This window comes from Leifsonia xyli subsp. cynodontis (assembly GCF_050632205.1).
Lineage (GTDB): Bacteria > Actinomycetota > Actinomycetes > Actinomycetales > Microbacteriaceae > Leifsonia > Leifsonia xyli_D.
Genome location: NZ_CP192578.1, coordinates 1,768,517 through 1,781,215, shown reverse-complemented (window position 1 = coordinate 1,781,215; position 12,699 = coordinate 1,768,517). Strand labels below are relative to the sequence as shown.

General features: G+C 69.1%; 9 protein-coding genes and 2 riboswitches. Of the genes, 6 read left to right on the top strand and 3 right to left on the bottom strand.

Annotated elements, in window-relative coordinates:
• Together nadA and ACQ86M_RS08770 are read right to left on the bottom strand one after the other, a co-directional pair.
• Complete coding sequence (gene nadA, locus ACQ86M_RS08775) at positions 1–1,296, bottom strand: quinolinate synthase NadA (protein ID WP_431247754.1); 1,296 nt, start codon at positions 1,294–1,296, stop codon at positions 1–3.
• Positions 1,293–2,027, bottom strand: coding sequence for an NUDIX hydrolase (locus ACQ86M_RS08770; protein WP_431247870.1), 735 nt, complete (start codon positions 2,025–2,027; stop codon positions 1,293–1,295). Before ACQ86M_RS08770 ends, nadA begins: the two co-directional genes overlap by 4 nt.
• Before the next feature lie 227 nt (positions 2,028–2,254).
• Positions 2,255–2,349: riboswitch (glycine riboswitch) on the top strand.
• 1 nt (position 2,350) lies between these two features.
• Positions 2,351–2,453, top strand: a riboswitch (glycine riboswitch).
• Positions 2,454–2,518: 65 nt separating this feature from the next.
• Here ACQ86M_RS08770 and gcvT point away from each other — a divergent pair.
• The 3 genes from gcvT to gcvP are packed head-to-tail and all read left to right on the top strand — an operon-like array spanning position 2,519 to position 7,051.
• The gene (gene gcvT, locus ACQ86M_RS08765) at positions 2,519–3,742 is read left to right on the top strand and encodes a glycine cleavage system aminomethyltransferase GcvT (RefSeq protein ID WP_431247753.1); all 1,224 of its coding nucleotides are present in this window, start codon (positions 2,519–2,521) and stop codon (positions 3,740–3,742) included.
• A 2-nt stretch (positions 3,743–3,744) separates the two neighbouring features.
• Positions 3,745–4,119, top strand: coding sequence for a glycine cleavage system protein GcvH (gene gcvH, locus ACQ86M_RS08760; protein WP_431218339.1), 375 nt, complete (start codon positions 3,745–3,747; stop codon positions 4,117–4,119).
• 16 nt (positions 4,120–4,135) lie between these two features.
• Complete coding sequence (gcvP, locus tag ACQ86M_RS08755) at positions 4,136–7,051, top strand: aminomethyl-transferring glycine dehydrogenase (RefSeq protein ID WP_431247752.1); 2,916 nt, start codon at positions 4,136–4,138, stop codon at positions 7,049–7,051.
• Between the two features lie 87 nt (positions 7,052–7,138).
• Here the strand turns inward: gcvP and ACQ86M_RS08750 are convergent, their stop codons facing one another.
• The gene (locus tag ACQ86M_RS08750) at positions 7,139–7,933 is read right to left on the bottom strand and encodes a CPBP family intramembrane glutamic endopeptidase (protein WP_431247751.1); all 795 of its coding nucleotides are present in this window, start codon (positions 7,931–7,933) and stop codon (positions 7,139–7,141) included.
• Between the two features lie 231 nt (positions 7,934–8,164).
• On the opposite strand from ACQ86M_RS08750, the gene ACQ86M_RS08745 reads away from it, so the two are divergent.
• From ACQ86M_RS08745 to ACQ86M_RS08735, 3 genes are all read left to right on the top strand, one after another.
• Positions 8,165–9,955: an ABC transporter family substrate-binding protein gene (locus ACQ86M_RS08745; protein ID WP_431218335.1), complete on the top strand. Its 1,791-nt coding sequence runs from the start codon at positions 8,165–8,167 to the stop codon at positions 9,953–9,955.
• 189 nt (positions 9,956–10,144) lie between these two features.
• A complete protein-coding gene (locus ACQ86M_RS08740) occupies positions 10,145–11,677 on the top strand; it encodes an ABC transporter permease (RefSeq protein WP_431218334.1) in 1,533 nt (510 codons plus the stop codon).
• Entirely contained in the window at positions 11,677–12,687 is a 1,011-nt protein-coding gene (locus ACQ86M_RS08735) for an ABC transporter permease (RefSeq protein WP_431218333.1), read from the top strand. The genes ACQ86M_RS08740 and ACQ86M_RS08735 overlap by 1 nt, the downstream gene beginning before the upstream one ends.
• The last annotated feature ends 12 nt before the right edge of the window (positions 12,688–12,699 follow it).

The window sequence follows — 12,699 nt, the reverse complement described above, 5'->3', positions numbered from 1 at the left end:
TCAGGCCGCCATCGTGGTGTCGGGTCGCGCGGCGAGCATCCGCTCGAGGGCCACCCGGGCAGGGGCCGCGACCGCCTCCGGCACCGTGACCTGGTTGACGACCTCGCCGCGCACCAGGCCCTCCAGCACCCAGGCGAGGTAGCCCGGGTGGATGCGGTACATCGTCGAGCACGGGCAGACCACGGAGTCGAGGCAGAAGATCGTGTGCTGCGGGAACTGCGCCGCCAGCCGCTGGACCAGGTTGATCTCGGTGCCGATCGCGAACGTCGAACCGGCCGGCGCCGCCTGGATGGCCTTCACGATGTAGTCGGTCGAGCCGTACTCGTCGGCCGCGTCCACCACATCCAGGGGGCACTCGGGGTGCACGATCACCCGGACGCCGGGGAACTCCGCCCGCGCGTGCTCGATCTGCCCGACCGTGAAGCGCTTGTGCACCGAGCAGAAGCCGTGCCAGAGGATGACCTGCGCGTCCTGCAGCGTCTGCGCGTCCGTCCCGCCCCACGACTTGCGGGGGTTCCACAGCGGCATCCGATCGAGCGGCACGCCCATCGCCTTGGCCGTGTTGCGGCCCAGGTGCTGGTCGGGGAAGAAGAGGACGCGCTGCCCGCGCTCGAACGCCCACTCCAGCACGGTCGCGGCGTTGGAGGAGGTGCACACGATCCCGCCGTGCTCGCCGCAGAAGGCCTTGAGCGCCGCCGACGAGTTCATGTACGTCACGGGGATGACCGGCACGCGGCCGTCGGCGTCGGGCTCGGTGCCGTACAGCTCATCCAGCTGCTCCCAGCACTCCTCGACCGAGTCGAGGTCGGCCATGTCGGCCATCGAGCAGCCGGCGGCGAGGTTGGGGAGGATGACGCGCTGGTCGGGCCGCGAGACGATGTCCGCGGTCTCCGCCATGAAGTGCACGCCGCAGAAGACGATCGCCTCCGCCTCCGGTCGCGCCTTGGCGGCGTTCGCGAGCTGGAAGGAGTCGCCCACGAAGTCGGCGTACTGCACGACCTCGTCGCGCTGGTAGAAGTGGCCCATCACCGCGACGCGCTCGCCGAGTGCCTCCTTGGCGGCGCGGATGCGGTCGCCGAGCTCCTGAGCGGACGCGGTGCGGTACTCCTCGGGCAGCTCGCCCTGGCGCGGCGCATCCGCCGGGATGGGGTCGCCGAGCGACGCGCCCGGTCCGTACGAGGGGAGCAGGCCGTCGAACTCCCACGGCGCCTCGGCGAGGTCGGGCGTGCAGGTCTCGCCGTCGAGCTGACCCGAGGCGATGAGGCGGATGGTCGTGTCGACCGAGGCGATGGTCATGATGCGCTTGCCTTTTCTTCGAACGGATGCTGCTGCCGGGGGAGGGGCCCCGCGTCGGCGAGGTCGATCTGGTCGTTGTAGCGGTACAGCCGCGGCGGCCGGTGCGGGGTGCCGGTGAGGTACTCGTCGGTCGCGACGACGGCGCCCGAACCCTCGATGGTGCGGCGGAAGTTGGCCGGGTCGAGCGCCTTGCCGAGCACGGCCTCGTGCACGGTGCGCAGCTGGGCGAGGGTGAAGCGCTCGCCGAGGAAGGCGTGCGCGATCCGGGAGTACTCCATCTTCGTGCGGAGCCGCCAGAGGGCGTACTCGACGATGACGTTGTGGTCGAAGGCCAGTTCGGGCAGGTCGTCGGCCGGGAACCAGCGGACGTTCTCGCCGACGCTCGCCCGCTCCGCCTCCTCGCTGCGCACCAGTGCCCAGTACACGACCGAGACGACGCGGTCGGCGCCGGGGGAGCGGTCGGCGTCGCCGAACGCGTACAGCTGCTCGAGGTAGCTCGGGGTCAGGCCGGTGGTGTCGTTGAGGGTGCGGGCGGCGGCGTAGGCGAGGTCCTCGCCGACGCGCAGCGGACCGCCCGGCAGCGCCCAGCGTCCTTCGAAGGGTTCGCGGATGCGGCGCACCAGCGGCAGCCACACCTGCGGCACGCCGAGGGTCTCGTCGTCGCTGCGGAGGGCGAAGATGACCGTGGACACGGCGAGCAGGGCGCTCGCGCGTTCGTGCCGTGCCGTCATCCGCTGCTCCCGGTCCCGGGTAAGAGTCACGATGACTCTAACGTTGCACCCATCTTAGTGTCAGCCCGACCAAAACCACAACGTCATCCCCTTCTCTGAAGATTCGTGACGAATGGTTGCTCTGCGCCCGGGATGACGACCATTCGTCACGAATCTGGCGGTCTCCGGGTGCGCGGGCTGAGGCGGGAGCGGATATGCTGGCGGCACACAACTGAACACACGGCCACGAGGTCGATGCGGGAGAGCCGCGCGCGTCAGCAGGCGGCACCGAAGGAGCAATCCTCCCCGACAATCTCTCAGGTACGCGTACCGCATCGGACTGGCCACTCTGAAAAGCAGGACGGCATCCCGCCGCCCTCGCCCACGGTGAAAGCCGAGGCGTCCGACAGGCGCCCGGTGAAACTCTCAGGCCGGATGACAGAGGGGAGTTCTTCCCGGGAGCGATCGCGCCCCCGCAGCCCCCGGCCGACGGCCGGCGAATCGGAGAACTCATGACCTCGCAGCAGAGCACGACCGGCGACCAGCACGAGAACGGCGACGACGCGCACGGCACCGCAGCCGACGAGCGCACCTCGCCGCTGCACGGCGCGCACACCGCCGCCGGTGCATCCTTCACCGACTTCGCCGGCTGGCAGATGCCCGTCCGCTACTCGTCCGACCTGGCCGAGCACCACGCCGTCCGCACGGCCGCGGGCCTCTTCGACCTGTCGCACATGGCCGAGATCGTCCTGATCGGGCCGGAGGCGGGGCAGGCCCTCGACTACGCGCTCGCCGGCAAGCTGTCGGCGCTCGCCATCGACCAGGCCAAGTACAGCCTCCTGCTGTCGCGTTCGGGCGGCATCGTCGACGACCTGGTCGTCTACCGCACCGGCGAGGACCGCTACATGGTGGTCGCGAACGCCTCCAACCGGGATGCGGTGGCCCAGGAGCTGCGCGAGCGCACGTCGCCCTTCGACGTCGAGGTCTTCGACGAGTCCGACGACATCGCGCTGATCGCCGTGCAGGGCCCGGCCGCGCTCTCCATCCTGCTCGCCACCGACGGCCTCGCGGCCGACGACGGCGCCCTCGGTGGCCACGACTTCGGCGAGCGCCTCTCCGCGCTCAAGTACTACTGGTCGCTGCCCGCGCTGTTCCAGACGCATCCCGTGCTCATCGCCCGCACCGGCTACACCGGCGAGGACGGCTTCGAGCTCTACCTGGCGCCGGACAACGCTCGCGCCCTGTGGGACGCCCTCACCGAGGCGGGCACCGAGCAGGGCCTCGTGCCCGCCGGGCTCGCCAGCCGCGACACACTGCGCCTGGAGGCCGGGATGCCGCTGTACGGCCACGAGCTCGGCCTCGACACCATGCCGGCGCAGGCCGGTCTCGGCCGCGTCGTCAACCTGGCGAAGGACACCGACTTCATCGGCCGCGCCGCCAGCGAGGAGGGTCCGCATCCCGAGTCCCGGGTGCTCGTCGGCCTGACCGGCGAGGGAAAGCGCGCCGCCCGCGCCGGCTACCCCGTCTACGCGAAGGACGCCGCGAACGGCGAGGATGCCGCGGTCGGCGTGGTCACCTCCGGCGCCCTGTCTCCCACGCTCGGCATGCCGATCGCGATGGCGTACGTCGCCCCGCCGTTCGCGCGCGAGAACACCGTGCTCCACGTGGATGTGCGCGGCACGCGCCTTCCGTTCACCGTCACCGCCCTCCCCTTCTACAGCAGAAAGAAGCGCTAGCCATGGCCGCAGAACGAGACCTGAAGTACACGCCCGAGCACGAGTGGCTCCTGGTCGAGGGCGACGTCGCGACCGTCGGCATCACCTCGTACGCCGCCGAGAAGCTGGGCGACGTCGTGTTCGTGGAGCTGCCGGAGGAGGGCAGCGACGTGACGGCCGGCCGCGTGGTGGGCGAGATCGAGTCGACGAAGTCGGTCGGCGAGCTGTTCGCGCCGGTCGACGGCGTCGTGGCCGAGGCGAACTCCGCCGTGGTGGACGCCCCCGAGCTCGTCAACTCCGACCCGTTCGGCGACGGCTGGCTGGTGAAGGTCCGCTTCACCGAGCTGCCCGACAATCTCCTCAGCTTCGACGAGTACGCCGCCCTCACCGGCGAGTAAGGTCCCGACCCCGCACATGACCGACCTCTTCCCGACGCGTCACATCGGCACCGACGGCGACGCGCAGCGCAGCATGCTGTCCGCCATCGGCGCCGCAGCCTCCCGCGAGTGGGCCTCCGTCGAGGACCTCGTCCACGCCGCCGTCCCCGACTCCATCCGGGTGGACGACGACCGCGCCTCGGCGCTGCCCGAGCCCCTCGGCGAGCGCGCCGCCCTCCGTGAGCTGCGCGCCCTGGCCTCCCGCAACACGGTGAACCGCAGCATGATCGGCCTCGGCTACTACGGCACGATCACCCCGGCGGTCATCAAGCGGAACGTGCTCGAGAACCCGGGCTGGTACACGGCGTACACGCCCTACCAGCCGGAGATCTCGCAGGGCCGGCTGGAGGCCCTGATCAACTTCCAGACCATGGTCTCCGACCTGACCGGCCTCGACACGGCGAACGCGTCGATGCTCGACGAGGGCACGGCGGTGGTCGAGGGGATGCTGCTGGCGCGACGCGCGTCCAAGGCGAAGTCCACGCGGTTCGTGGTGGATGCGGACACGTTCCCGCAGACCCTCGCACTGCTGCGCAACCGCGCCGAGGCGGTCGGCATCGAGCTCGTGGTGCTCGACCTCGCGGGCCTTCCGGCCGACTCGCCCGAGCTGTCGGACGCCTTCGGCCTGTTCGTCCAGTACCCCGGCGCCTCCGGCCGGGTGTGGGACCCGAGCGCGGCCATCCGCACGGCGAAGGAGGCCGGCGCGATCGTGGTCGCCGCCGCCGACCTGCTCGCGCTGACGCAGCTGCGCGCCCCCGGCGAGCTGGGAGCGGATGTGGCGGTCGGCACCAGCCAGCGCTTCGGCGTGCCGATGGGCTTCGGCGGACCGCACGCCGGCTACATGGCCGTCCGCACGGGCCTGGAGCGCCAGCTCCCGGGCCGCCTCGTCGGTGTCTCCCAGGATGCGGTGGGCAAGCCCGCCTACCGGCTGACGCTGCAGACGCGTGAGCAGCACATCCGCCGTGAGAAGGCCACCTCCAACATCTGCACCGCGCAGGTGCTGCTCGCCGTCATGGCGGCCATGTACGCCGTCTACCACGGCCCGGCGGGCCTCCGCGCGATCGGCCGCCAGGTGCACCTGTCGACCGCCGCCGTCGCCGAGGCGCTGCGCGTATCCGGCGTCGAGGTCGTCTCGCGGTCGTTCTTCGACACGCTCCAGGTCGAGGTGGATGACGCGGCGACGGTCGTCGCACGGGCGCACGACCGCGGGCTGCTGCTGCACGCCACGGACGCGGGCCTCGTGTCCCTCAGCGTCGACGAGGAGTCCGCCGCCGACCTGCGCGACGGCTTCTTCCCCCTGGCGGACCTGATCGAGGTGCTCGGCGGGACCGTCGAGGGCGACCTCGAACCGGCCCTGCCGGCCGACGCGTCCTTCGCGCCGGGGCTCGCCCGCGAGTCGGCGTACCTGACGCATCCGGTGTTCAGCACGCATCACTCCGAGACGGCGATGATGCGCTACCTGCGCCTGCTGCAGGACCGCGACTACGCCCTCGACCGCGGCATGATCCCGCTGGGGTCGTGCACCATGAAGCTCAACGCGGCGACCGAGATGGAGGCCGTGACCTGGCCCGAGTTCGCGGCGCTGCATCCCTTCGCCCCCGCCTCGGACGTCGCCGGCTCGCTCGAGCTGATCGACCAGCTGGAGCGGTGGCTCGCCGACGTCACCGGGTACGACACGGTCTCGCTGCAGCCCAACGCGGGCAGCCAGGGCGAGCTCGCCGGCCTCCTCGCCATCCGCGGCTACCACCGCTCGCGCGGCGACGAGCAGCGGACGGTGTGTCTCATCCCGCAGTCCGCCCACGGCACGAACGCGGCCTCGGCGGTGCTCGCCGGTATGAGCGTGGTCGTCGTGGCGACGGACGAGCTGGGCAACGTCGACCTCGACGACCTGCGCGCCAAGATCGAGCAGCACGCCGACACCCTCGCCGCGCTGATGATCACCTACCCGTCGACGCACGGCGTGTACGAGCACGAGGTGGTCGCCATCACGCAGGCGGTGCACGACGCGGGCGGCCAGGTCTACGTCGACGGAGCCAACCTCAACGCGCTGCTCGGCTACGCCCGCTTCGGGGACTTCGGCGGCGACGTCAGCCACCTCAACCTGCACAAGACGTTCTGCATCCCGCACGGCGGCGGCGGCCCCGGCGTCGGACCGGTCGCGGCGAAGGCGCACCTCGCGCCGTTCCTGCCCGGGCATCCGCTCGCTCAGGATGCGACGCACCCGGTGGCGGGCGGCGGCCGCGTCGAGCACGGCGGCGGCCCGGTCTCGGCGGCGCCGTACGGCAGCCCGAGCATCCTCCCGATCAGCTGGGCGTACGTCCGGATGATGGGCGCCGAGGGGCTGAAGGATACGACCGGCGCGGCGGTGCTCGCGGCCAACTACGTCGCTGCCCGCCTGCGCGAGCACTTCCCGGTGCTCTACGCGGGGGAGGACGGCCTCGTCGCGCACGAGTGCATCCTCGACCTGCGTCCGCTCACCGAGCGCACCGGGGTGACCGTCGACGACGTCGCCAAGCGCCTCATCGACTTCGGCTTCCACGCCCCGACCATGTCGTTCCCGGTCGCCGGCACCCTCATGGTGGAGCCGACCGAGAGCGAGGACCTCGCGGAGCTCGACCGCTTCGTGGCGGCGATGGTCGCGATCCGGGCCGAGGCGGACGCCGTCGCGGCAGGGGACTGGCCCTCGGACGACAACCCGCTCCGCAACGCGCCGCACACCGCCGAGTCGGTCGTCTCCTCCGACTGGGCGCACGCCTACAGCCGGGAGCAGGCCGTCTACCCGGTGCCCGCCCTCGTCCGCGACAAGTACTGGCCGCCGGTGCGCCGTATCGACCAGGCCTACGGCGACCGCAACCTCTTCTGCGCCTGCCCGCCGCCCGAGGCGTTCGCCTGAGCTAGTCGTCCGCCCGCCGTCGAGTCCGCGAACTTTGCACGAAATCCCGACCGATCCGTGCAAACTTCGCGGACTCGACGGTGGGGGTCAGGCGAAGATGGACGGCCACCACGCGACGGCGAGGGGATAGCCGACGAACGAGACGATGTCGATGATCGTGTGCGCGACGACGAGCGGCGCGACGCGTCCCCATCGGGTGTAGCACCAGCCGAAGACGACCCCCATCACGGCGTTGCCGACGAAGGGGCCGAAGCCCTGGTACAGGTGGTAGCTGCCGCGCAGCACCGCCGCCGCCAGGATGATCGTCCACGTGCCCCAGCCGAGCTGCCGCAGCCGCGTGAACAGGTAACCGACGACGATCACCTCCTCCTGCAGCGCCGCGCGCAGGGCGGCCAGGATGAGGACGGGCACCGTCCACCAATGGGCGTCGAGCGTCGACGCCTGCACCGTGACCGTGATCCCGAACACCCGGGTCAGGGCGTAGAACAGAATGCCCGGCACGCCGATCACGAGGAACAGCAGCGCGCCGCCGCCCAGGTCGCGCGCCGGGCGGGTCAGGTCGAGCCCGATGCGCCGGAAGCCGCTGCGCTGCGGCTGCCACAGCAGGTAGATGACGAGCGCGACCGCGAAGAGCGGGAACAGGTTGCCGAGCACCTGGTAGAGGAAGTCGAACACCTCGCGGCTCGACTGCGCGGGGTTCACCTCCGCCTTCTGCTGCGCGAGCGGGGTGCTCTGGGTGGAGCGGTCGATGATCGTCACGATGGAGTAGACCGCCGACTGCCCGAGCGACAGCCCGAGCACGATGGCGACCTCCCACCAGAGCCGCGGGCGCGCCTGGCTGCCGACGGGGATCTCAGCGGCCCAGGTGGCTGTGGTGCTCATACGTGCATCCTGCCAGGTGCCCGCCGGAACAGGGGATCGTTGCATTCGGCGGCGCTTTCCGCTCGTTTTTGTGCGCTTCGTGCAGGAATCCGTCGACTGAGTTACCACTATGTAACGTTTTCCCGCGCTGTTTTGCAATCGCTGGCGGCGATACCTAGGGTCATTCTTATCCCGCGCGGGACAGGCACTCTCGCACGCCTGCACCGTCGCACACTTCGCACAGGAGGAACATTGCACATCAACGGAAGAAGGGTGAGGTACGCGGTCAGCGCGGTCGCCGTCGCAGGCGTAGCAGCGCTCGCACTGTCTGCCTGCACCACGTCCGGCAGCACCAGCACCTCGTCGGCTGCCAAGGGCGGCACCGTGACGGTCGCGGTCGTCAACGACTTCACCTCGTTCAACTCGCAGACGCCGCAGGGCAACCTGGACACCAACGGCCAGGTCGGTTACCTCAACGGCTCGTACGGAACCGGTTTCCAGTACATCGACAGCGACTACAAGATCGTCCACGACGACAAGTTCGGCAAGTTCGAGAAGACCTCGGACAACCCGCTGACCGTCAAGTACACGCTGAACAAGGACGACAAGTGGTCCGACGGCCAGCCGGTCACCGCTGACGACATGATCCTCGCCTGGGCGATCGCCTCGGGTCACTACGACTCGGCGAAGTTCGACGCCGACGGCAACGTCACCAGCGGCACGCAGTACTTCCAGATCGCGGGTTCGACGGCCGGCATCGACGCGACCGACTTCCCGACGGTCAGCAACGACAACCGCACGATCACCCTCAAGTACGCCACGCCCTACGTGGACTGGGAGCTCGTCAACCCGATCGCGCAGCCCGCGCACATCGTCGCCAAGAAGGCGGGCCTCTCCTCGGCCGCCGACCTGACGAAGCTGCTCAAGGGCCTGCCGAAGGGCGACCCGGCCAACCCGGCGCCCGCCGACCCGACGCTGGAGAAGGCGGCCAAGTTCGTCAACACCGGCTACGACGTCACCGCGTTCCCGACCGACAAGGACCTGCTGGTCTCCTCCGGCGCGTTCGTCGTCTCGTCGTGGACCCCGGGCCAGTCGCTCACCATGGTGCCGAACAAGTACTACGCCGGCGGTCTCAAGCCGAACGTGGACAAGATCGTCTTCCGCATCATCCCGGACGCGAACGCCCAGGTCACCGCTCTCCAGAACGGTGAGGTCGACATCATCAACCCGCAGGCGTCCGCCGACACGATCACCGCGCTCAAGCAGACCAGTGCGAAGATCCTGACGGGTGCGCAGGCGTCGTACGACCACCTCGACCTGAACTTCGGCTCGCAGGTGTTCTCCGACCCGAAGGTCCGTGAGGCGTTCCTCAAGACCATCCCGCGTCAGCAGATCCTCGACTCGATCGTCACCCCGGTCGACAAGAAGGCCAAGGTCCTGAACTCGCAGATCTTCCTGCCGAACCAGGAGCAGTACGACGGCAGCGTGAAGCAGAACGGGTCCGACAAGTACGACAAGGTCGACATCGACGGCGCCAAGCAGCTGCTCGCCGGTGCCACCCCGACCGTGCGCATCCTGTACAACACGAACAACCCGAACCGTGTCGACGAGTTCCAGTCGATCCAGGCCTCGGCCGCCAAGGCCGGCTTCAAGGTCGTCGACGCCGGCTCGCCCGACTGGAGCAAGCTCCTCCCGGGTGGCAACTACGACGCCTCGCTCTTCGGCTGGATCAGCCCGGGCGCCGGCACCTCGCAGCTGCCGCAGGTGTTCGCCTCGCAGGGTGGCGGAAACTACAACCGCTACACCGGCACCAACGACCTGGCCCTCAAGTCGCAGACCACCCTCGACAAGGATGCTCTGACGAAGATCGAGTACCAGATCGACAAGCAGACGTTCACGGACGGCTACGGCCTCCCGCTGTTCCAGCTGCCGGGTGTCTTCGGCGCGACGAACCGTGTGCAGAACGTCAAGTACAACGGCAACCAGAACGGTCCGTTCTGGAACTTCTGGGAGTGGTCGGTCAAGTCCTCCTCCTCGAAGTAACAGCTCCGCAAGTGAGAGTGCCCGGGTGAACCCCGGGCACTCTCCTGCGGCGGGGCGTCGGTTCGTACCGGCGCCCCGTATCATGTAGTCGGTGGACGCGACCCGTCCGCCCCTAAGAAAACGCGCCTGGCGGCACCCCCTCCGCCGCACCCCCGTTCGGCGCGTCCTGTCAGTGAAGGTTTTGAACCTATGGCGAGTTTCATCCTGAGACGCCTTCTCGTCTCAGTGCTCATCATCATCGCCGCTTCGTTCCTGATGTACATGCTGGTGGCCTACAGCGCCGACCCGCTCCAGGACCTGCGAAGCAGCAATTCCCCCAACAAGACGGCGCTGATCAACGCGCGCATCCAGCTCCTCCAATTGGATGTGGTGCCCCCGCTGCGCTGGCTGCTCTGGCTCGGCGGCGCTGCGAAGTGCCTCATCCCGTTCGCCAACGCCTGCGACCTCGGGTCGACCGTCTCGAACGCGAAGGTGACCGACATCCTGCCGCAGGCCCTCGGGTCGACGGTGCAGCTGGTCACGCTCGCTCTCATCCTCGCGATCCTCCTCGGTGTCACCATCGGCATCGTCACCGCCCTGCGGCAGTACAGCGGACTCGACAACGTCGTCACGTTCCTCAGCTTCTTCCTGTACTCCCTCCCGGCGTTCCTCGTGGCGGTGCTGCTCAAGGAGTTCGTGGCCATCGGCTTCAACAACTTCCTGGCGCATCCGGTCATCCCGTGGTGGGTGGCCGTGGTCATCGGCGTGGTGGCCGGCCTCATCTGGCAATCGCTGATCGGCGGCGACCGCCGCCGGCGGCTCATCACGTTCGCGATCGCGACCGTGGCGACCGCGGGCGTGCTGCTGCTGATGTCGGCGATGAACTGGTTCCTGGTGCCGGGCCTCGGCCCGGTGGTGATGATCATCCTGATCGCCGCGACCGTGATCGGCGCCACCGCGCTGATCTCGGGTCTGCAGAACCGCCGGGCGCTGATCTCGGCGGCGATCGCCGGTGCCGTGAGCCTGGTCTGCTACTTCGCGCTGCAGCCGCTGTTCGACGTCTCGACGATCGGCACGATCGTGATCCTCGCGATCGTCGCCATCATCGTGAGCCTCGCCATCGGCTACTTCGTCGGCGGCTACGACCGCGGGCAGAACATGCGCATCGCGGTTATCGTGACGATCGTCTCGGGCTTCCTCATCATCGTGGACCGCTTCATGCAGGCCTGGCCGCAGTACTTCCAGGACACGAACGGCCGCCCGATCGCGACCGTCGGCTCCTCGACGCCGGGCCTCGAGGGCGACATGTGGGTCACCGGGCTCGACACGTTCACGCACCTGGTGCTGCCGACGATCGCCCTGCTCCTGATCTCGTTCGCCTCCTACACCCGCTACTCGCGGGCCGGGATGCTCGAGGTGCTGAACCAGGACTTCATCCGCACCGCGCGCGCCAAGGGCCTGCCGGAGCGGACGGTCGTGGTGCGCCACGCGTTCCGCAACATGCTCATCCCGATCACCACCCTCGTCGCGTTCGACGTTGGCGCGCTGCTCGGTGGTGCGGTCATCACCGAGAAGGTGTTCGCGATCCCCGGCATGGGCTCGCTGTTCAACCTGGGCCTCAGCCGCGGTGACCTCAACCCCGTCATGGCGTACTTCCTGGTGATCGCGGCGATGGCGATCCTGTTCAACTTCCTGGCAGACCTCGCCTACGCCGCACTCGACCCGAGAGTGAGGGTCCGATAATGGCCGACCAGACTCGCATCGCCGACGAGCTGGAGGCGCCCAGCGCCCCGCCCGTCAGCCAGGGGAAGCTCATCTGGCGACGCTTCCGGTCCAACAAGATCGCCGTCGCCAGCGCGATCCTGTTCATCCTGATCATCCTGTTCTCGATCTCCGCGATCGGGCTGGGGCCGATCCACGGATGGTGGAAGTACAACTACAGCGAACTGAACGACCAGGTGCAGCAGGGTTCCCCCACGCTGGAGCACCCGTTCGGCCAGGACCGCATCGGCAAGGACTACTTCGCGCTCACCATGCGCGGCATCCAGAACTCGGTGCTCGTCATGATCGTCCTCGGACTGATCGCGAGCGTCGTGGGTGTCGTGGTCGGCGCGGTCGCGGGCTACTTCCGCGGTGTCGTCGACGCCATCCTGATGCGCATCACGGACGTCTTCATCGTCATTCCGGCGCTCGTCATCGGCTCCGTCGTCGGTCACATCTTCGGCGGGCTCGGTGCGTTCTTCCTGGCCCTGATGCTCGGGTTCTTCTCGTGGATGGGCATCGCCCGACTGGTCCGCGGCGAGTTCCTGTCGCTCCGCGAGCGCGAGTTCGTGGAGGCGGCGCGCGTCGCCGGAGCGTCGGATTCGCGCATCATCTTCAAGCACATCCTGCCGAACGCCATCGGCGTGGTGATCGTCGCCTCGACCCTGATCATGGCCTCGGCCATCCTGCTCGAGACCGCGCTCTCGTACCTCGGCTACGGCATCCAGCCGCCGGACGTCTCGCTCGGCCTGCTGATCAGCTCGAACCAGTCCGCGTTCCAGACCCGCCCGTGGCTGTTCTGGTGGCCGGGCGGGTTCATCGTGACGCTCGCGCTGCTGGTGAACTTCGTCGGCGACGGTCTGCGCGACGCCTTCGACCCGCGCCACCGCCGGTTCAACCTGCGCAAGATGCGGGAACAGGAGCCGGAGGAGGGCGAAGGCGACGACCGGACCCCGAAGACCGGAGCGGCCCTCGCGGAGGACGTGCTGTGACCCGCCGCCCCG